Genomic DNA, 20,384 nt, shown 5'->3' with positions numbered 1-20,384 from the left:
GTGCTCGATTCGGGCGGCGTCCACCGGCGCACCTACCATGGGTGGGTGTCCGCAGCAGTCCCCTCCCTGTCCGAGCTCCACGCCCTGGGGCCGGCCCAGCAGCCCGCCTACCCCGACCGCGCCGCCGTCGACGCCGCCGTGGCCCGGCTGCGCCAGATGCCGCCGCTGGTCTTCGCCGGTGAGTGCGACGAGCTGAAGACCAAGCTCGCCGCCGTCGCCCGGGGCGAGGCCTTCCTGCTGCAGGGCGGCGACTGCGCCGAGACCTTCGCCGGCGTGACGGCCGACAACACCCGCAACAAGCTGCGGGTGCTGCTCCAGATGGCCGTCGTGCTGACCTACGCCGCCTCGGTCCCGGTGGTCAAGCTCGGCCGGCTCGCCGGCCAGTACGCCAAGCCGCGCTCGAGCGACTTCGAGACCCGCGACGGCGTGACCCTCCCGGCCTACCGTGGCGACGCCGTCAACGGCTTCGACTTCACGCCCGAGTCGCGCGTGCCCGACCCGCAGCGGCTCGTCGACGTCTACAACGCCTCCGCGGCGACCCTCAACCTGGTCCGCGCGTTCGTGACCGGCGGCTACGCCGACCTGCGTCAGGTCCACACCTGGAACACCGACTTCGTGCTCGGCTCCGAGGTCGGTCGCCGCTACGAGCAGCTGGCCGCCGAGATCGACAAGGCGATGTCCTTCATGGAGGCCATCGGCGTCGACGTCGACGAGCTGCGCCGGGTCGACTTCCACTCCAGCCACGAGGCGCTGGTGCTGGAGTACGAGCACGCGCTGACCCGCACCGACAGCCGCACCCAGCTGCCCTACGACGTCTCCAGCCACTTCGTGTGGATCGGGGAGCGCACCCGCCAGCTCGCCGGCGCCCACGTGGAGCTGATGAGCCGGATCGCCAACCCCATCGGCGTCAAGCTCGGCCCCACCACGACCTCCGACGACGCGATCGCGCTGGCCGCCAAGCTCAACCCGACCAACGAGCAGGGCCGGCTGACCTTCATCACCCGGATGGGCGCGGGCAAGATCCGCGACCACCTGCCGCCGCTGCTGGAGAAGGTGCACGCCGCCGGCATCGAGGCCGCGTGGGTCTGCGACCCGATGCACGGCAACACCTTCGAGGCGTCCTCGGGCTACAAGACGCGTCGCTTCGACGACGTCATCGAGGAGGTGCAGGGCTTCTTCGACGTCCACCGCGCCGTCGGCACCTGGCCCGGCGGGCTGCACGTCGAGCTCACCGGCGACGACGTCACCGAGTGCGTGGGTGGCGGCGAGGAGCTCAGCGAGGCCGACCTGGCCGGGCGCTACGAGTCGGTCTGCGACCCGCGGCTCAACCGCGTGCAGAGCCTCGAGCTGGCGTTCCTCGTCGCCGAGATGCTCCGCAAGGCGTGAGCCCCCGATGACGCTGGTGGCAGGTGCCGCGCTGGTCGCGGGGGCCGGGCCCGGCGTCAGCGGCCACCTCGCGCGGCTGCTCGCCGACGAGGGCCACCCGCTCGTGCTGCTCGGCATCGACCAGGACGTGCTCGACGAGCTGGCGGCGTACGCCGGGGCGGCGGGCGTCGCCTGCGAGTCGGCGGTCGTCGACCTGACCGACGACCCCGCGGTGCGCGCGGTCGTGGCCGAGCTGGTGGGTCGGGTCGGCGAGGTCGCCCTGGTGCACTTCAACCCCAGCGCCTGGCGGCAGGCGGACCCGCTGACGCTCACCCCGGCCGGACTCGCCGAGGACGTCGCGCTCGGGGTCGGCGCCCTGCTGAGCGTCGTCCAGGCCGCCCGGCCGGCGATGGCGAGCGGCGCCCGGGTCTCGGTAACCGGCAGCATGGCGGCCGACCGGCCGTGGCACGAGGCGGCCTCGCTCGGCGTCCAGAAGGCCGCGGTGCGCAACCTGGTGCACAGCCTCGACGCCACGCTGCAGCCCTCCGGGATCCGGGCCGTGTCGGTCACGGTGCGCGGCACGCTGGCCGAGGAGGGCCCCTTCTCCCACGGCGCGGTGGCGCGGGCGATCCGCGCCGCGCTCGACCAGGACGACGCGTCATGGCGCAGCGAGGTGCCCTACTCCGGATGAGCCGCCACCGCGAGCTCGCCGGCGAGCACCTCGACTTCTGGCGCGAGCGCCATCTCTGCAGCGTGGTGACGCTCGGCGCCGACGGCACGCCCCACGTGGTGCCGATGGGCGTGGCGGTCGACCCCGAGCGCGGGCAGGCCTGGGCCATCACCTCCGGGACCTCGCAGAAGGTCGCCAACCTGCGCCGCGACCCGCGCATCGCCGTGAGCCAGGTCGACGGGCGCCGCTGGTCGACACTGCACGGCACGGCCGAGGTGCTGGAGGATCTCGCGTCCGTCGCGGAGGCTGAGCGCCGCTACGCCGCCCGCTACCGGCAGCCGCGCGAGAACCCCGCGCGCGTGGCCCTGCGGATCACGCTCGCCGAGGTCATCGGCAACGTCTAGCGCCCCTCAGCGCTGCGCGCGGACGACGTCGAGCAGCGAGGCCGGCGCGCGACGCTCGCTCTCGTCGAAGCTCGTGCCGAACACGCTGAAGGACGTGCCGATGTAGGTCGCGGGGTGGCGACCGGTCCGGTTGTTCAGGATCCCGTAGTTGACGAAGTAGGGGTCCTCGGACCGCGGCTTGATGAGCGCGAGGTACTGCACGCGGGGGGCGCCCGTGCGCCACACGAAGGAGCCGCCGGGGTTCATGGTGCGCCGCATCCGGATGGTGTCGCCCTCGGCGTTGAGGCCCCAGACGGTGACCCGCACGTCGTTGGGGTTGGTGAAGCGCAGCGCGGCCCGTCGGGTCACCTTGCCGGCCTTGTCGGTGCGCAGCTTCAGCCGCAGGACCGGCTTGACGGCCTTGGTGCCCAGGACCCGCACGGCGACCTGCCCGGAGCGCAGTCGCTCGCCGTCGGTGGCGCTGTAGTCGATGGTGGCCCGGCGGTCGAAGCGGGTGGGGTCCGCGACGTAGCGGACCGAGCCCGTGTCGAGCACGCAGGTGAAGCCCCGGGAGGCGCCGCCCGTGCTCAGCACCGCGAGCGGGTCGTCGTCCGGGTCGGTGTCGTTGGCGAGCACCGGCAGGTCGACGATCGTGCCGCCGCGGACCGTCACGGTGTCGGCGCCCAGCGCGGGCGGCTGGTTGCCCTCGGGCGCACGGGTCGGCACGGTGGGCGTCACGCACTCCGCCTCCGGGTCGTACGGCGCGGCGACCGCCGGCGAGGCGGCGAGCAGCGAGGCGGCGACGAGGCCGGCGGTGAGGGGGACGAGGCGACGCAGGTGCTGGCGCATGGAGTGACATCCCGAGGAGACGTGGTGACCGAGAGACCGGGGACCCGGGGCCCGGGCACGGGGGAAGTATGCGGCGCGGCCCGGCCCGGTGTCCGGCGGATCGCCGAAGCGGTCGTACGGCGTGTCGGTCGTCGGCGTGGCTGGCTACGCTCGCGCGCGTGCCGTGCTCCCTCTCCGACTGCCTCGACCTGGTGCACCAGCTCGAGCAGGTGACCCAGGACGACAGGCACGAGGCCTGGTCGGGCTTCGCGGTCGCGGGGCGCGGCTTCGGCTTTCTGTGGCCCGCGACCGCCACGGTGGGCCTCAAGCAGCTGCGGGCCGAGCAGCTGGCGCTGGTCGCGGAGCGGCCCGAGGTCTTCGAGGTGCAGTTCACCGCCGGCCGCTTCGGCTGGGTGGTGGTGCACCTGGAGGGCGTCGAGCGCGACGAGCTGGCCGAGCTGGTCTTCGAGGCCTGGCGGCTGAGCGCGCCCGAGGAGCTGGTGGCGGCCCGCGCCGACCGGCTGCCGACCTGACCTCGCGGCCGGCCCGCGCGACCGCGTCGGGGCCGCGTTCGCCCTCGGCGGACGCCGCCGTGGAACAGCCGTCGGTGATCCGGAGTTGAGCCGATCAGACTCAAGGATCGAGGACATCATGACCGAGCACGAGCACCACGACCAGGCCCACCACGAGGCCCACCACGAGCCCCTCCACCTGCCGCTGCTGTCGGTGCCCGACACCGTCGTGCTGCCCGGCATGGTCGTGCCGCTGGAGATGGACGGCGACGTGCGTCCCGTCGTCGAGGCGGCCCAGGCCTCCGCCGGCGACCGGCTGCTGCTCGCCCCACGCCTGCCCGACCGCTGGGCCACGCACGGCGTGGTCGCGACCATCGAGCAGGTGGGGCGCTTCCCCGGCGGCGCCCGCGCCGCGGTGCTCCGCGCCGGCGAGCGCGTCCGGATCGGGCACGGCGTGCCCGGCCCCGGCGCCGCCCTCTGGGTCGAGGCGGAGCCGGTCGGCCTCGGCACCGTCACCGACGCCACGCGCGAGCAGGCCGAGGAGTTCAAGCGCACCACCGTCGCGATCCTGCAGCGCCGCAACGCCTGGCAGGTCGTCGACCAGGTCCAGCAGGTGACCGACCCCGGCGCCCTCGCGGACCTCGCCGGCTACGCGTCGTACCTCACCGACGAGCAGAAGCGCGAGCTGCTGGAGACCGCCGACGTCGACGCCCGCCTGGCGCTGGTCGTCGCATGGTCGCGCGAGCACCTGGCCGAGCTCGAGGTCAGCGAGAAGATCAGCAACGACGTGCGCGAGGGCATGGACAAGCGGCAGCGCGAGTTCCTGCTGCGCGAGCAGCTCGCCGCGATCCGCAAGGAGCTCGGCGAGGACGAGCCGGAGGGCACGGAGGACTACCGCGCCCGCGTGGAGTCCGCCGACCTGCCCGACCACGTCCGCGAGGCAGCCCTGCGCGAGGTCGGCAAGCTCGAGCGGGCCAGTGACCAAAGCCCGGAGTCCGGGTGGATCCGCACCTGGCTCGACACCGTGCTGGAGCTGCCGTGGTCCGTGCGCACCGAGGACAGCACCGATGTCGCCGGCGCCCGCGAGATCCTCGACGCCGACCACCACGGGCTGGACGACGTGAAGGACCGGATCGTGGAGTACCTCGCCGTGCGCGCCCGCCGTGCCGAGCGCGGCCTCCAGGTCGTCGGCGGTCGCGGCTCCGGCGCCGTGCTCGCGCTGGTCGGCCCGCCCGGCGTCGGCAAGACCTCGCTGGGCGAGTCGGTGGCGCACGCGCTGGGCCGCACGTTCGTCCGCGTGGCCCTGGGCGGCGTGCGCGACGAGGCCGAGATCCGCGGCCACCGGCGGACCTACGTCGGGGCGCTGCCCGGACGCATCGTGCGCGCCATCTCCGAGGCCGGCTCGATGAACCCCGTCGTGCTGCTCGACGAGGTCGACAAGGTCGGCAGCGACTACCGGGGCGACCCGGCGGCGGCGCTGCTCGAGGTGCTCGACCCGGCGCAGAACCACACCTTCCGCGACCACTACCTCGAGGTCGACCTCGACCTCTCCGACGTGGTCTTCCTGGCCACGGCCAACGTCGCGGAGACGATCCCCGACGCGCTGCTGGACCGGATGGAGGTCGTCACCCTCGACGGCTACACCGAGGACGACAAGGTCGCCATCGCGCGCACCCACCTGCTGCCGCGGCAGCTCGAGCGGGCCGCGCTGACGCCGGAGGAGGTGACCGTCGACGACGAGGCGCTGCGCCTGGTCGCGACGCAGTACACCCGCGAGGCCGGCGTACGGCAGCTGGAGCGGGCGCTGGCCAAGGTGCTGCGCAAGGTCGCGACGCGCCTGGCCACCGGCACCGAGACGGTCGCCGTGACGGCGGCGGGTCTGCGCGACCTGCTGGGCCGGCCGCGCTTCACCCCGGAGTCGCCGGAGCGCACCGCGGTGCCGGGCGTGGCCACCGGGCTCGCCGTCACCGGCACCGGGGGCGACGTGCTCTTCATCGAGGCCACGGCCATGGCGGGCGACCGCGGGCTGCACCTGACCGGCCAGCTCGGCGAGGTCATGAAGGAGTCGGCTCAGATCGCGCTGTCCTACCTGCGCTCCCACGGCGCGGAGCACGGCGTCGACGCCGACCGGCTCGACCGGGCGCTGCACCTCCACGTCCCGGCCGGCGCCGTGCCCAAGGACGGACCGTCGGCCGGCGTCACGATGGTGACCGCGCTGTCGTCGCTCGCGACCGGGCGGCCCGTCCGCTCCGACGTGGCGATGACCGGCGAGGTCACCCTCAACGGCCGGGTGCTCCCGATCGGCGGGGTGAAGCAGAAGCTGCTCGCGGCGCAGCGGGCCGGCATGACCACCGTCTTCATCCCCCAGCGCAACGAGCCGGACCTCGACGACGTGCCGGCCGAGGTGCTGGAGGCGCTCGACGTGCGTCCGGTCGCCGACGTCGCCGAGATCCTCGCGCTCGCGCTGGAGCCGGCCGCGGTCGACGCCACGGCGGTGGCGTAGGACGGGTGGGCCCAGCGCAGGAGCCGGGGTCGCAGGAGGGCTGGACGACGCGTGATAGGCAGAGGGGCGTGACCGACTCGGAGACCGCGCCCGTCCAGCCCACGCCCTTCCACGACCTCGACGCCTACGTCGACCTGCCCCGCGGGTCGGGCCTGGTGCTCTCGCCCGACGGGAGCCGGCTGGTGACCGCGCAGCAGACGCTCGACCCCAAGCGGCAGCGCTGGGTCACCGCCCTCTGGGAGGTCGACCCGACGGGGGAGCGACCGGCGCGGCGACTGACTCGCAGCGCCAAGGGCGAGACGGGCGCCGCCTTCCTGCCCGACGGCGACCTGCTCTTCACCTCCGCGCGGCCCGACCCGAGCGCCGAGGACGACGACGACGAGAAGGCGCTGCTGTGGCGGCTGCCCGCGTCGGGAGGGGAGGCGTACGTCGTGGGCAGCCGCCCCGGTGGCGTGGGCGGGGTGCAGGTGGCCCGCGAGACCCCCACCGTGCTGGTCACCTCCGACACCTTCCCGTCCTCCACCGACGAGGAGAGCGAGGCGGCCAAGCGCAAGGCCCGCAAGGAGGCCAAGGTCAGCGCGATCCTGCACGACTCCTCGCCGGTGCGCTTCTGGGACGCCGACCTCGGCCCCGACCTGCCGCGCCTGTACGCCGGCGTGCTCGGCGACGACGGCGCCTCCGGGGACCGCCTCTCCCTGCGCGACCTCACGCCGCGACCGGGCAAGGCGCTGCTCGAGGGCGCCCAGTCGGTGAGCCCCGACGGTCGCACCGTGGCGACCACCTGGGGCCTCGGGGAGCCGGGCGGGCTGCGGTGGGCGCTGGCGCTCGTCGACGTCGAGACCGCCGAGCTGCGGCTCGTGGTCGACGACGAGGAGCACGAGATCTTCCAGCCGGTCTTCAGCCCCGACGGCCGGTCGATCGCGCTGGTGACCGAGAGCCGCTCCACGCCCGACACCGCGCCCGAGACCCGGCTGGCGGTGCTCGACCTGGAGACCGAGCGGGTGCGCGACCTCAACGGCGACTGGGACCACTGGCCCACCGGCCTCGCCTGGACGCCCGACAGCAGCGCCCTCGTCGTGACCGCCGACGAGGACGGCCGCGCGCCGGTCTTCCGGTGCGAGGTCGCGACCGGTGCCTTCACCCGGCTGACCTCCGACGACTTCGCCTACTCCGACGTGCAGGTCAGCCCCGACGGCCGCACGGTCTACGCGATGCGCACGTCGTACGCCGAGCCGGCGCGGCCGGTGCGGCTCGACGCCACCACGCCCGACCAGGCCAGCACGCCGCTGCGCGGCCCGGCCGAGCCCCCGGCCCTGCCGGGCACGCTGGTCGACGTCGAGGCGACCGCCACCGACGGCACCCGCGTGCGCAGCTGGCTCTGCCTGCCGGAGGGCGCGAGCGCGACGTCGCCCGCCCCGCTGCTGCTGTGGATCCACGGCGGTCCGCTCGGCTCGTGGAACGCGTGGTCGTGGCGCTGGAACCCCTGGCTGGCCGTGGCGCAGGGCTACGCCGTGCTGCTGCCCGACCCCGCGCTGTCGACCGGCTACGGCCAGGACTTCGTCGCCCGCGGCTGGGGGGCGTGGGGCGCGGCGCCGTACACCGACCTGATGGCGGCCACCGACGCGGCCGAGGCGCGCGACGACGTCGACGAGACCCGCACCGCGGCGATGGGCGGCTCCTTCGGGGGCTACATGGCCAACTGGGTCGCGGGCCACACCGACCGCTTCGACGCGGTGGTCACCCACGCGAGCCTCTGGGCGCTCGACCAGTTCGGTCCGACGACCGACGCTCCCTGGTACTGGAAGCGCGAGATGACCGAGCAGATGGCGCTCGACAACTCCCCGCACCGGTGGGTCGACGAGATCGTCAGCCCGATGCTGGTGATCCACGGCGACAAGGACTACCGGGTGCCGATCGGCGAGGCGCTCCGGCTGTGGTCGGAGCTCGCGGAGCGCGCGGAGACCGCCGACGGCTCGATGCCCCACCGGCTGCTCTACTTCCCCGACGAGAACCACTGGGTGCTCACGCCCGGGCACGCGAAGGTCTGGTACCAGACCGTGCTCGCCTTCCTCGCCCAGCACGTGCTCGGCGAGGAGTGGGAGACCCCGGAGCTGCTCGCCTGACGAGCCGCCGACCCGTCGTCAGCCCGGCGTGCTCGGCCCGCGCAGCTGCTCGCACAGCACCGCCCACGTGGTGCCGCCGTTGCGCAGGCACAGCTCGCGTGCCGCGTCGGCGAGGCGCTCGGCCGCCGCGGAGTCGCCGAGCAGGCGGTGGAGCCGCGCCAGCGGCAGGTCGACGGGGCCCGTGACGCCCCCCTGACCGATGATGCTGAGCGTGCCGGAGAAGGGCGCGAGCCGCTCCAGCAGCTCGGGGACGTGGTGGGTCAGCCCCGCGTCGGCGACCGCGTGGGCCAGGGCCACGAGGTGGCCGAGGGTGATCCACACCAGCCGGCGGGGCTCGGCCAGGCGGGCGGCGACGAGCCGGTCGGCCTCGGCGACGTCGCCGGCGGCGGCGGCCCGCACGGCCCGCCAGGTCGTCGGCTCGAGGTGGGTCAGCAGCGGCTGCTCGAGCAGCCGTCCCTGCTGCCACAGCAGGATGGTGCGGGCCAGCTCGGCGAAGCCCGGGACGTAGAGCTCGGGGCGACGGTGGGCCTCACCCGCCTCCGCGACCAGCTGCTCGACCCGTCCGTGGGGGCCCTCGCTCCACATGGCCAGCCCGGCCGCGCACCAGCGCATCTGCACCCGCAGGAGGGGCAGGCGGAGCAGGTCGCAGGCCAGCACGCCCTGGTGCAGCTGCTCCTCGGTGCCGGCGACGTCGCCGAGCAGGAACCTCGTCATCTGCCGCGACCCGGCGGCGATGACACGGTCGACGTCGGCGGAGTCGTGCTCGAGGCCGTCCAAGCGGTCGAGCAGCGCCTCGCACTCCTCGGCCCGGCCCGCGACCCCCACGATCGCGCTGGCGCAGCCGACGACGACGTCGGCGAGGACCTGCGGGTCGTCGACGCGCTCGGCCAGGGCGAGCGCGCGCCGGGCGAGGTCACGGGGCACCTCCGGGTCGAGGTCGTAGCAGCGCCCCGCCGCGAGCGCCCCCAGCAGCCGGGCGTGGGCGGCGTGGTCGCCGACCACCGCCGGCTCCAGAGCGGCGAGGCGGTCGGGCAGGCCGCCCACGAGGTCGTAGGCCACCCAGGGCCAGGTGCCGGCCGAGCGCACCAGCGACCCCGCGAGCCGCCCGACGGTGCTCGACCGGCCCGCCCGCACGGCGTCGAGCAGCTCCTGCTCGACGGTGCGGAGCATCGTCTGCTGCTGGCCGGCGCGCACCAGTGCCTGCATCCGGGCGACGAGCAGCTCGTCGCGCTCGTCGGGGTCCCGCTCGGCGGTCGGCAGCGTGTCGTGGGCCTGTCGCGCCAGGTCCCACCAGTGCGCCGCCGACTCCCAGGCCCACTGGCCCTCGGCTCCGGTCGCGGCCACCCGGGCGGCTGCCAGCAGGTCGCGGGGGTCGCCGAGCGGCCGGGCCGCGGCGAGGTGGTGGGCGCGCAGCGCGCTCTCCTCGAGGGCGGAGCCAGCGGCCCCGGACCCCTCGCGGACGGTCTCGGCCACCCGGAGGTGCAGTCGCTGACGACGTAGCGGCGAGAGGCCGGCCAGCAGCTCGTCGCGCAGCAGCGCGTGGGCGAAGCGGTAGCCCGTGCCGTCGGGCCGCAGCACCACGATGCGCTCGTCGACCGCGTCGTCGAGCAGGTCGACGAGCTCCTCGGGGTCGACCCGCGTCACGCGGGCCAGCAGGTCGAGGTCGAGGTCGTCGCCGACCACGGCGGCCGCGCGGAGCACCTGGAGCACACCCGCGTCGAGCACCGCCAGGCGACGCCCGAGCACCGAGCGCACCAGCAGCGGCGTACCTCCCTCCAGGCGCTCGGCGGGGGAGAGCCGGGCGTACTCCGTGACGAAGAGGGCGTTGCCTCCGGTGCGCTCGGCGAGGTCGCGCACCTCCTCGCTCGGCAGCGCCTCCCCGCTCACGACGGTGCAGAGCCGATCGACGTCGCGCTCGCTCAGCGGAGGCACCACGAGGTGGCGGGCGTGGCCGCGACGCAGCACCTCGGCGACCGCACGGGTGACCGGTTCCGAGGCGTCGTCGACGTCCCGCACGGTGAGCACCACGAGGACGCCGTCGGCGAGCGTCGCGGCGAGGTGGGTCAGGCACTGCAGCGTGCCGTCGTCGGCCCACTGCACGTCGTCGACCAGCAGCACGAGCGGGCCGCGGCGTCTCGCGTGCGCCGCCAGCAGCGCGCCCACGCGGTCGAGGACGTCGTAGCGGGCGGTGTCGGCGTCGGCCCCCTCGGGGACCCGGAGCACCTCGTCGGGATCGGCCCCCAGCCCCGCGACGACCTGCCGCAGCGGCCACCCGGCGGGCGCGCCCGAGTCCTCCGGGCAGCCGGCGCGCACGACGTCGGCCCCCGTGGCGGAGGCGAGCGCCAGCACCCGCTCGGCCAGCCGGGTCTTGCCGATGCCGGCGGGGCCGGTGAGCACCAGCCAGGCGGGCGCGCCGCCGGCGACCCGGGTGAGCGCCTCGCGGGCGACGCCGAGCTGGCTCTCGCGCCCGACGAAGGTGTCGTCGCCGAGGGTGGCCGGGGTCGTGGCCTCCGGGGCGGGACCGGGGCCTGCGGGCACGACTCCGCCCTGCGGGGGAGGACCGGGGTCGGCGCGGAGCAGCGAGGTCTGCAGGTCGCGCAGCTGGGCGGAGGGCTCGAGGCCGAGGTCGGCGTCGAGCCGGTCGAGGTGGCGGCGCAGCTGCTCGAGGGCGTCGGCGGTGCGGCCGGCGCGGTGCAGCGCCAGCGCCAGCAGGCGGGCCGCCTCGTCGTCGTGCGGGCGGGTCTGCCTCAGCTCGAGCGCGGACGCCACGGCGTCCTCGACGTCGCCGGCCCCCAGCAGGCCCGTGACCTGGACGCGGTGGGCGAGCGCGCGTCGCTCCTCCCACGCGTGCGCCTCGGGCGCGGCCCACAGCGGCTCGCCGAGGTCGGCCACCACCGGGCCCCGCCACCGGGCGAGGGCGTCGGTGGCCGCGCCCGCCGCCTCCGACCAGCGCTCGTCGCGCTGGGCGGCCTGGGCGGCGGCGACGTCGGCGAGGAAGAGGTCGGCGTCGACCTCGTGCCCGGTCGTGTCGAGCAGGTAGCCCGGCGCCTGGCGGACCAGCGGCGACGGGGCGGTCGAGCCGTCGCGCAGCACCCGGCGCAGGTTGGAGACGTACACCTGCAGGCTCGGCAGCGCGCTGGCCGGCGGGTCGTCGCCCCACACGGCGTCGAGCAGGGCGTCGGCGTGCACGACCCGGCCGTGGGAGAGCAGCAGCCGGGCGAGCACCAGGCGCTGCTTCGGTGCCCCGAGGTCGAGCGCGGTGCCGGCGCGCCGCACCTGCAGCGGGCCGAGCAGGCCGAAGGCGAGCGGGGCGACGGTCGGAGCCACGACCCCACCTCCTCGCGCCGGCCTTGGCGACTCCTTGGCGGGTCCTTGGTCCGTCGTGGGAGCTGCCCGCCGGCTCGCCCAGGCGATCGCCAAGCGGCCGCGCACAGTCTCTCCCCACCGGCCCGCCAGGGCCACCCCTCGACCCACACCTCACGGAGGAAGCCATGTCCCTGTTCCACGCCCTGCGTCCCGCCCGCCCCGCCTCGGGAGCCCAGGTCGAGCAGCTGCTCGCCGTCCTGGCCCGCAGCACGCCCACCGTGCACCTGCCCGGCAGCGAGGAGTACGCCGCCGCCGTCGCGCCCTGGAACCTCGCGGTGGCCCCCCGCCCGCTCGCGGTCGTCGCCGCCGAGCGGGCCGAGGACGTCGTGGCCGCCGTGCGCTTCGCCCGCCGCCACCGACTCGCCGTCACGGTGCAGGCCACGGGCCACGGCGTCACGCACGCCCTCGACGGCACCATCCTGGTCTCGACGCGGCTGATGCGGAGCCTCCAGCTGCACGCCGACGACCGGTGGGTGCGCGCCCAGGCCGGCGTCACCTGGGACGAGGTGCTGCAGGCCGGCGCCCCCCACGGTCTGGCCGGTCTCAGCGGCTCCGCGCCCGGCGTCGGCGTCGTCGGCTACACGACCGGCGGCGGGCACGGCCCGCTCGCGCGCAGCCACGGCCTGGCCAGCGACACGGTCCGCGCCTTCGAGGTCGTGACGGGTGACGGGCAGCTGCGGCGCGTGACGAAGCGCGAGCACCCGGACCTCTACTGGGGCCTGCGCGGCGGCAAGGGCGCGCTCGGCATCGTCACCGCGATCGAGCTCGACCTGCTCCCGATCCGCGACCTGTACGCCGGGTCGGTGTGGTTCGACGGCGCCGATGCCCCCGAGGTCCTGCGCGCCTGGGCGCGCTGGAGCGTGTCGTTGCCCTCCGGCGCCACCACCTCCGTGGCAATGATGCGGTTGCCCGACCTCCCCGGGGTGCCGCCGCCGCTTGCCGGCCGCCTCACCGTGTCGGTCCGCTTCGCCTGGGTGGGCGACCCGGCGCGCGGCGCGGAGGTGCTCGCCCCGTTGCGTGCGGCCGCGACGCCGCTGGTCGACACCGTCGCCGTCATGCCGTACGCCGCGCTGGGCGCGATCCACGCCGACCCCGTGGACCCGATGCCCTCCCGGGAGGCGCACGCCCTGCTGCGCGCCTTCCCGGAGGCCGCCGTCGAGCAGCTGCTGCGCCTGGCCGGCCCGCAGGTGCCGGACTGCCCGCTGGTCGCCGTGGAGGTCCGCCAGCTCGGTGGGGCGGTGTCGCGGGTCCGCGAGCCCAGCGCGGTCGACCACCGCGACGCGGCCTACTCCCTCTTCGTGGTCGGGCCGGCCGTGCCGCCCGTGGTCGACGCCGTCGACCGTGCCGCCGCGGCACTGCTCCAGGGGCTGCGGTCGTGGGACACCGGCGGCCGGCTGCCCAACTTCGCCCCGCCCAGCACCCGGGAGGCCGCCGAGCGCGCGTGGAGCGCCCCCACCCGCGACCGGCTGCGCCGCGTCTCGCGCGCCTACGACCCGCGCGGCGTCATCGCGGCCGCGGCGCCGCTGCGGCGCTGAGGCCCGGGGTCGTGACGGTGCTCGCGTGGTCGGTGCCTAGGGTCGGAGCATGATCGACCTGCGCAGCGACACCGTCACGGCCCCGACCCCCGCCATGCGACGCGCGATGGCCGAGGCGGAGGTCGGCGACGACGTCTACGGCGAGGACCCGGAGGTCACCCGGCTGCAGGAGCGGGTGGCCGACCTCTTCGGCTTCGAGGCCGGGCTCTTCACCCCGACCGGCTCGATGGCCAACGTGCTCGCGGTGACGCTGCTCGTCGAGCCGGGGCAGGAGGTGCTCTGCGAGGCGCGCGCCCACATCCTGCGCGCCGAGCTCGGCGCGCACGGCGCCTACGGCGGGATCACGAGCCGCACCTGGTCCGACGAGCGCGGGCAGGTCGACGTCGACGTCGTCCGCGCGATGTACGCCCCCGACATGGGGCCCTTCTTCGTGCGCACGGCCTGCCTGTCGGTGGAGAACACCCACAACTTCGCCGGCGGCACCGTGGTCCCGCTCGCCGCGCTGCAAGAGCTGCGCGGCTTCGCCGACGAGGTCGGCAGCGCCGTGCACGTCGACGGCGCCCGCATCTGGAACGCGCACGTCGCCACCGGCACGCCGCTGCGCGACTACGGCGCCGTGGCCGACGCGATGGCGGTGTGCTTCTCCAAGGGCCTGGGGGCGCCGATCGGCTCCATGGTGCTGGGCAGCGCCGAGCTGATCACCGAGGCACGGGTCCGGCGCAAGCGGATGGGCGGCGGCATGCGCCAGGTGGGCGTCCTCGCGGCCGCGGCGTCGTACGCGCTCGACCACCACCTGGAGCGGATGGCCGACGACCACGCCCACGCCCGGCTGCTGGCCGAGGCCTGCGGCGTCGACCCCGACGGCGTCGACACCAACATCGTGGTCGTCGAGGTCCCCGACGCCCCCGCGGTCGTCGAGGCGGCGCGCGCCGAGGGCGTGCTGGTCGGCGCGGTCGGCCCGACCCGCGTCCGCATGCTCACCCACCTCGACGCCTCCCGCTCCGACGTCGACCAGGCCGCCAAGGTGCTCTCCGGCGTGCTCTCCCGCTGAGCGTGCGGCCTCCCGGCCGGGTCTTTCCCCGCGGAAAGCACTCGTCGGCGCCGACCCACGAGCTTTCCGCGTGAACGGCACGCGACACGCCGGTGTGCGACGTACCGATCGCGCGGAAACCGGCGTCGAGGTGCTTTCCCCGCGGAAAGCCGTCGCTGGCTAGCGCCGACCCAGCGCCGCACCCAGGCGGCGTACGGCGGAGGCGAGGTCGCGCAGCTCGGTGCCGTTGACCGACTGCGGTCCGTCGCACAGCGCCCGCTCGGGGTCGGGGTGCACGTCGACCACGATGCCGTCGGCACCCACGCCGAGCGCGGCGCGCGAGAGCGGCACCACCAGGTCGCGGCGGCCGCCGGCGTGCGAGGGGTCGACCAGCACCGGCAGGTGGCTGGCGGCCTGCACGACGGGCACCGCGGAGATGTCGAGGGTGTGGCGGGTGGCGGTCTCGAAGGTCCGGATGCCGCGCTCGCACAGCACGATGTCGAGGTTGCCGCGCTGCGCGACGTACTCGGCGGCCATCAGCCACTCCTCGACCGTCGCCGTCATGCCCCGTTCCAGCAGCACCGGCTTGCCGCACTCGCCGAGGGTCTGGAGCAGCGCGAAGTTGGACATGTCGCGGCCGCCGACCTGGAGCATGTCGGCGTGCTCGCAGACCACCTCCACGTCGCGGGCGTCGACGACCTCGGTCACCACCGGCAGGCCGGTGACCTCGCGCACGTCGGCGAGGATCTCGAGGCCCTGGCGGCCGAGTCCCTGGAAGGCGTACGGCGAGGTGCGCGGCTTGAAGGCGCCGCCGCGGAGCAGCCCGGCGCCGGCGGCCTTGGCCATCTCGGCGGCCTCGAGGGTCTGCTGGGCCGACTCGACCGCGCACGGCCCGGCCACGAAGGTGAAGCTCCCCGGGCCGATCGCCACCCGGGCCTCCCCGGACCCGACGTGCACGGTGCTGCGCTCGGGGTGGTGCTGCCGGCTGACCAGCTTGTAGGGGTCGGAGATCCGGTGCACGTCCTGCACCCCGGGGAGGCTGCGCAGGTTGAGCCCCTGGAAGCGGTCGAGGTCGCCGACCAGCCCGATGATGGTGCGGACGACGCCACGGCTCACGAAGGCCTGCCCGCCCGCCTCCTCGACGCGGGCGGTGACCCTCGCGATCTGCTCCTCGGTGGCGCCCGGGGCCATGACCACGACCATGGAGCGAGGCTAGGACCGTGACGTCCGCATCCCGGACGACCGTCTCACGATGCGTCTACCTGTGGCCGGATCGTGACCTCGCCCGGGGACCCTCCCGGGCCTCAGACGATGCCGATGGTGACGGTGCTGCCCTTGCGCGCGCTGCCGCCCGAGGGCGACTGGGAGACGACGTACTGCACCCCGATGTAGACGTTGGAGCGCTGCCGCTCGACCTGGAAGCCGGCGGCTTCCAGCTCGGCCACGGCCGCGTCGACGCCCATGCCGATCACCCGCGGCACGTCGACCATCACCGGACCGAGCGAGACCACCAGCTCGACGGTGTCGCCGCGGACGCCGGTGCCGGAGTCGGGGCTCTGGCTGATCACGCGCCCCTCGGCCACCGAGTCGGAGTGCTCCTCGGAGGTGTCGACCTCGAAGCCGCGCTCGCCGAGCGCCTGGGCGGCGCGGTCGGCGTCGCGGCCGGTGAGGTCGGGGATCTCGATCGGCTCGGGCCCCCTGCTGACCACCAGGTCGACCGCGGCGTCGCGCTTGAGCTCGGTGCCGGGCCGGGGGTCGGTGGTGATGACCTCGCCCTCGGGCACCTCCTCGTGGAAGCGCTCGGTGGAGCCGCCGTAGGTGAGGTTGGTGTCGAGCAGTGCCTGCTGCGCGTCGTCGACGCTGCTGCCGGCGAGGTCGGGCACGTCGTAGCGCTCGGGCCCGAGCGAGAGCACCACGTCGACGGTGCCCGCGTCGAGCACGCGGTCGCCCGGCGCGGGGTCGGAGGAGATCACCAGCCCCCGCTCGACGGTCTCGGAGTACGCCGGGTCGCCCACGTCGAGCGAGAGACCGGCGGCGTCGAGGCGCTGCTCGGCCGCGGCCTGCGTCATGCCCAGGACGGCCGGGGTGTCGGTGTAGCGGGCCACGCCGAACCACCAGCCCGCGACCCCGGCGCCCGCGGCGAGCAGCAGCACCAGGAGCAGCGCGACCGGGCCGCGGCGCGAGCGGCGGGGGCGGGCAGGTCCGGGCGTACCGGGGCGCGTCGCCGGGGGAGGGACCGGGGGAGCGGCGACGACGGTGGCCCCGCGGTCGCGCTCCTGGTCGTAGACCTCGCCCGTGGGCTCGTGCGACCGGCCGGACGCGGTGCCGACGCCGGCCCCCACGAGCTCGTGCTGCTGCACCACCTCGCGGGCCTCGAGGATCTCCGGGAGCTCGTCGGTGGTGACGTCGGGCGCGGGGTCGGGGGTCGGCTCCCGGTCGGAGCCCGTGCGCGCGGAGAGGAGCAGCGGGGTGAGGTCGGCGGTCAGCTCGGAGTCGTGGGTGACGCCCTGCTCGAGGGCCAGGCGCACCTGCCGCACCTGGTGGAGCAGCACGCGGGCGTCGGCGGGTCGCAGCTCGGTGGTGCGTGCGGTGGCCCTCGCCACGAGCGCGTCGACGTAGTCGGGCACGCCGTCGACCCGCGACGACGGGGCCGGCACGTCCTCGTGCACGTGCTTGTAGGCGACCTGGATCGGGCTGTCGGCCTGGTGGGGCTTGCTCGCGGTGAGCAGCTCGAAGAGCACGACGCCCGTCGCGTAGACGTCGGCCCGGGCGTCGGCGCGGCCGTCGACCACGAGCTCGGGGGAGAGGTAGGAGACCGTGCCGATGAGGACCTCGCCGGTGGCGGTGTGCTGGGTGTCGGCGCTGACCGCCCGGGAGAGCCCGAAGTCGGCGACCTTGACCCGGCCCTCCTCGGTGACCAGCACGTTCTCCGGCTTGACGTCGCGGTGCACGATGCCGGCCGCGTGGGCGGCGGCCAGCGCCTCGAGCACCGACTCGACCAGCCGCAGGGCGCGCACCGGGCGCAGCGGCGCCTCCTCGCGGATCAGCTGGCGCAGCGTGCGCCCGCCCACCAGCTCCATCACCAGGTAGAGCGTGCCGTCGTCGTCGCCGGTGTCGAAGACCGCGACCACGCCGGGGTGCGAGAGCCGGGCGGCGGCCCGCGCCTCGCGCTGGAAGCGGCGTACGAAGTCGTCGTCGTGGGCCAGGCCGTCGTGCATCACCTTGACCGCGACGGTGCGGTCGAGCCGCAGGTCGGTGGCGCGGTGGACCGTGGCCATGCCGCCCCGGGCGATCTGCTCCTCCAGGCGGTAGCGGCCGTCGAGCACGCGTCCGGTGAGGGACTGAGCGGTGCGTTCCACGGTGCCTCCAGCGCCGGTGGGGAAGGAGACCCGGCCTGACCAGCACCTTAAGGGCCGCGCGGCGGTCAGCGGTGGAGGCGGGCCGAGGACGCGGGGGGGAGGTGGCCCGGGTCACCCGGCCGCGCTCGACGTGGCGGTGGGACGATGGGGTCATGGAGGCACAGCACGACCTGCAGGACCTGATCGACGAGTGGCTGGACTGGAAGGGCGTCGCCGGCGAGCTCGGCGTCAGCGTCGGCAAGGTGCGCACGATGATCCGCGAGCACCAGCTCGCGGCCGTCGGACCCCGGGTCCCGGCCGAGCTGCTGATGGGCGGGGAGGTCGTCAAGGGCGTCCCCGGGCTGCTGACGGTGCTCAGCGACGGCGGCTGGAGCGACGCCGAGATCCTCACCTGGCTCTTCACCGCCGACGACACCCTGCCCGGCCGACCCATCGACGCCCTGCGCGAGGACCGCGGCTCCGAGGTCAAGCGGCGCGCCCAGGCGATCGCGCTGTAACTTCGGCGGTCGCCAGCAGCAGGCGCTAGACCGTACGCCGCACCGCACGTGCGGCGAGGTCGCCGAGGGCGGCGCGGGCGGGCTCGCGCACGGGGGCGGTCGCGAGGGCCTCGAGCGCGGTGTCGCTGAGCTGCTCGATCACGGCCTCCAGCTGGGCGAGCGCACCGCTGGCCCGGATCAGCTCGCGCAGCTCGTCGACCTCGGGCTCGGCCAGGGCGGTGCCGAGGGCGGCGTCGAGGCGCGCGGCGTCGGACGCCGGCAGCGCGTCGAGCGCCAGCGCCACCAGCACGGTGCGCTTGCCCTCGACCAGGTCGTCGCCGGCGGGCTTGCCGGTGAGGGCGGGGTCGCCGAAGACGCCCAGCACGTCGTCGCGCAGCTGGAAGGCCTCCCCGAGCGGCAGGCCGAAGCGGGAGAGGGCGGCCAGCGCCGCGCCGTCGGCACCGGCGAGCGCCGCGCCCACGTGGAGCGGCCGCTCCACGGAGTACTTGGCCGACTTGTAGCGCAGCACCGTCATGGCGGCGTCGACGTCGGCCGCCCCCCGCGCCTGCACCGAGACGTCGAGGAACTGGCCCGCCACCACCTCGGTGCGGGTGAGGTCGAGCATCCGCAGCCCGGCCAGGACGCGCTCCGCCGGCAGGCCGCAGGTGCGCAGCACCTCGTCGGACCAGCTGAGCAGCAGGTCGCCGAGCAGGATGGCGCCGGCGGCGCCGTACTCCTCCGCGCCGCCGCCCCAGCCCAGCTCGCGGTGCTGCGCGGCGAAGGCGCGGTGGGCCGAGGGCTGCCCGCGACGGGTGTCGGAGGCGTCCATGAGGTCGTCGTGCGCCAGGGCGCTCGCGTGCAGCAGCTCCAGCGAGGCGCAGGCCCGCAGCAGCGCGGCCGGGTCGTCGACCGGGGCCAGGGCGGCGTACCCCCACCAGCAGAAGGACGCCCGCAGGCGCTTGCCGCCGGTGACCGCCTGCTGGGCGGCGTCGAGCAGCCGGTCGGCGTCGGGCCCGAGGGGGGCAAGCAGCGTGCGCCGGGTCTCGACCACGTCGGTGAGCACCGCCTGCAGCTCGGCCGCGAGGTCGCTCCCGGAGCCGTCCCACCCAGTGTGCTCACGCGTCACCGGGCGAGCCTAGCCCCGTACGATCGAGGCCATGTCCGGCACCCAGTCGTCCGCCCCGGCGGCGCCGCCGACCCGCATCGGCGACCTGCTCGGACGCGCCGGCGACCACGGGGAGAAGGCCTTCTCCTTCGAGTTCTTCCCGCCCAAGGACGCCGAGGGCGAGGAGGTGCTGTGGCGCTCGATCAGCGAGCTGGAGCCGCTCCAGCCCACCTTCGTCTCCGTGACCTACGGCGCGGGAGGCACCACCCGCGACCGCACCCTCGCGATCACGGGGCGGATCGCGCGGGAGACCTCGCTGCTGCCGATGGCCCACCTCACCTGCGTCGGCCACACCACCGCCGAGCTCGAGCGGATCGTCACCGACCTGCGGGCCGCCGGCGTCGCCAACGTGCTCGCGCTGCGCGGTGACCCGCCCGAGGGTCCCGGCGCCCCCTTCACCTCGACCCCCGGGGGCGTCGACCACGCCTCCGACCTGGTCGCGCTCGTACGCCGTGCCCAGCCCGACCTGTGCGTCGGCGTCGCGGCCTTCCCCGAGGGCCACCGCGACGCCGCGACGCTCGACGACGACGTGGCGGTGCTGCGTGCCAAGCAGGACGCGGGGGCGGAGTTCGCGGTGACCGAGATGGTGCTGCGGGCCTCCGACTACCTCGGGCTGGTGGAGCGTGCCGCTGCCGCCGGCGTCACCATCCCGATCGTGCCCGGCATCATGCCGATCCTGCGGCTGAGCTCCATGGAGCGCATGGTCGAGCTGTCGGGTCGCGACATCCCCGAGGAGGTCCGGGCCCGGCTGGAGTCGCGGGCCGACGACCCCGCGGCGGTGCGCGCCGAGGGCGTCGCGATCGCCACGGAGCTGTGCGAGGAGCTGCTGCAGCAGGGGAGCCCCGGCCTGCACTTCTACACCCTCAACCGGTCCCGGGCCACGCGCGAGATCTGGTCGGCGCTGGCACTGCCCGTCGGCTAGGTGTAGTTCCCCGTGACGTTGTGAATGCGGTCGGCAGGGACGAGACCCTCGATGCCGGTGTGGGGTCTGTGGTGATTGTAGAAGTGGAGCCAGTCGGCGTAGGTCGCGGCGCGTGCGGCGTCTGAGAGGTAGATCGCGGCGTAGGCC

15 protein-coding genes and 1 pseudogene are annotated in these 20,384 nt (G+C 75.4%); 10 read left to right on the top strand and 6 right to left on the bottom strand.

All coding sequences use genetic code 11. The features are described from left to right. The first annotated feature begins 45 nt into the window (after window positions 1-45). The 3 genes from IG63_RS0100080 to IG63_RS0100070 are packed head-to-tail and all read left to right on the top strand — an operon-like array spanning window position 46 to window position 2,439. On the top strand, window positions 46-1,386 hold the full coding sequence (locus IG63_RS0100080; RefSeq protein ID WP_030482338.1) for a class II 3-deoxy-7-phosphoheptulonate synthase: 1,341 nt from the start codon (window positions 46-48) through the stop codon (window positions 1,384-1,386). A 7-nt stretch (window positions 1,387-1,393) separates the two neighbouring features. Continuing rightward, window positions 1,394-2,056 carry an SDR family oxidoreductase gene (locus IG63_RS0100075; RefSeq protein ID WP_030482337.1) on the top strand — a complete coding sequence of 221 codons (663 nt, stop codon included), beginning with the start codon at window positions 1,394-1,396 and terminating at the stop codon, window positions 2,054-2,056. Next, window positions 2,053-2,439 (top strand): pyridoxamine 5'-phosphate oxidase family protein, encoded by a 387-nt coding sequence (locus tag IG63_RS0100070; RefSeq protein WP_030482336.1) that lies wholly within the window; start codon window positions 2,053-2,055, stop codon window positions 2,437-2,439. Before IG63_RS0100075 ends, IG63_RS0100070 begins: the two co-directional genes overlap by 4 nt. 6 nt (window positions 2,440-2,445) lie before the next feature. Here IG63_RS0100070 and IG63_RS0100065 read toward each other — a convergent pair whose 3' ends face one another. After that, window positions 2,446-3,267, bottom strand: coding sequence for an Ig-like domain-containing protein (locus IG63_RS0100065; protein WP_030482335.1), 822 nt, complete (start codon window positions 3,265-3,267; stop codon window positions 2,446-2,448). 158 nt (window positions 3,268-3,425) lie between these two features. Here IG63_RS0100065 and IG63_RS0100060 point away from each other — a divergent pair, with 158 nt between their 5' ends. The 3 genes from IG63_RS0100060 (at window position 3,426) to IG63_RS0100050 (ending at window position 8,384) form a co-directional block, all read left to right on the top strand. Further along, complete coding sequence (locus tag IG63_RS0100060; RefSeq protein ID WP_030482334.1) at window positions 3,426-3,779, top strand: MmcQ/YjbR family DNA-binding protein; 354 nt, start codon at window positions 3,426-3,428, stop codon at window positions 3,777-3,779. A 118-nt stretch (window positions 3,780-3,897) separates the two neighbouring features. Further along, a complete protein-coding gene (gene lon / locus IG63_RS0100055; RefSeq protein WP_051705982.1) occupies window positions 3,898-6,261 on the top strand; it encodes an endopeptidase La in 2,364 nt (787 codons plus the stop codon). A 68-nt stretch (window positions 6,262-6,329) separates the two neighbouring features. Continuing rightward, window positions 6,330-8,384, top strand: coding sequence for a S9 family peptidase (locus IG63_RS0100050; protein WP_030482332.1), 2,055 nt, complete (start codon window positions 6,330-6,332; stop codon window positions 8,382-8,384). An 18-nt stretch (window positions 8,385-8,402) separates the two neighbouring features. Here IG63_RS0100050 and IG63_RS0100045 read toward each other — a convergent pair whose 3' ends face one another. After that, on the bottom strand, window positions 8,403-11,711 hold the full coding sequence (locus IG63_RS0100045) for an ATP-binding protein (RefSeq protein ID WP_169741735.1): 3,309 nt from the start codon (window positions 11,709-11,711) through the stop codon (window positions 8,403-8,405). Between the two features lie 164 nt (window positions 11,712-11,875). Between IG63_RS0100045 and IG63_RS0100040 the strand changes: the two genes are divergently transcribed. Both IG63_RS0100040 and IG63_RS0100035 read left to right on the top strand, forming a co-directional pair. Continuing rightward, window positions 11,876-13,285, top strand: a complete 1,410-nt coding sequence (locus tag IG63_RS0100040) for an FAD-binding oxidoreductase (protein ID WP_051705981.1) — start codon at window positions 11,876-11,878, stop codon at window positions 13,283-13,285. A gap of 49 nt (window positions 13,286-13,334) precedes the next feature. Next, entirely contained in the window at window positions 13,335-14,336 is a 1,002-nt protein-coding gene (locus tag IG63_RS0100035; RefSeq protein WP_030482329.1) for a threonine aldolase family protein, read from the top strand. 159 nt (window positions 14,337-14,495) lie between these two features. Here the strand turns inward: IG63_RS0100035 and aroF are convergent, their stop codons facing one another. Both aroF and pknB read right to left on the bottom strand, forming a co-directional pair. Next, window positions 14,496-15,518, bottom strand: a complete 1,023-nt coding sequence (gene aroF / locus IG63_RS0100030; RefSeq protein ID WP_030482328.1) for a 3-deoxy-7-phosphoheptulonate synthase — start codon at window positions 15,516-15,518, stop codon at window positions 14,496-14,498. 101 nt (window positions 15,519-15,619) lie between these two features. Continuing rightward, window positions 15,620-17,674 carry a Stk1 family PASTA domain-containing Ser/Thr kinase gene (gene pknB / locus IG63_RS0100025; protein ID WP_030482327.1) on the bottom strand — a complete coding sequence of 685 codons (2,055 nt, stop codon included), beginning with the start codon at window positions 17,672-17,674 and terminating at the stop codon, window positions 15,620-15,622. A 152-nt stretch (window positions 17,675-17,826) separates the two neighbouring features. Between pknB and IG63_RS0100020 the strand changes: the two genes are divergently transcribed. Further along, window positions 17,827-18,171: an Rv2175c family DNA-binding protein gene (locus IG63_RS0100020; protein ID WP_030482326.1), complete on the top strand. Its 345-nt coding sequence runs from the start codon at window positions 17,827-17,829 to the stop codon at window positions 18,169-18,171. A 25-nt stretch (window positions 18,172-18,196) separates the two neighbouring features. Here the strand turns inward: IG63_RS0100020 and IG63_RS0100015 are convergent, their stop codons facing one another. Next, window positions 18,197-19,276 (bottom strand): polyprenyl synthetase family protein, encoded by a 1,080-nt coding sequence (locus IG63_RS0100015; protein WP_169741734.1) that lies wholly within the window; start codon window positions 19,274-19,276, stop codon window positions 18,197-18,199. Window positions 19,277-19,307: 31 nt separating this feature from the next. On the opposite strand from IG63_RS0100015, the gene metF reads away from it, so the two are divergent. Further along, window positions 19,308-20,237, top strand: coding sequence for a methylenetetrahydrofolate reductase [NAD(P)H] (gene metF / locus IG63_RS0100010; protein ID WP_030482324.1), 930 nt, complete (start codon window positions 19,308-19,310; stop codon window positions 20,235-20,237). Here metF and IG63_RS22460 read toward each other — a convergent pair. Next, window positions 20,234-20,384: pseudogene (locus IG63_RS22460) on the bottom strand (IS481 family transposase); the annotation flags it as partial. The gene metF and the pseudogene IG63_RS22460 sit on opposite strands and share 4 nt — an antisense overlap.

It is taken from the genome of Nocardioides aequoreus (genome assembly GCF_000720335.1).
GTDB lineage: Bacteria > Actinomycetota > Actinomycetes > Propionibacteriales > Nocardioidaceae > Marmoricola > Marmoricola aequoreus.
This window is presented reverse-complemented; position numbering and strand designations above follow the sequence as displayed.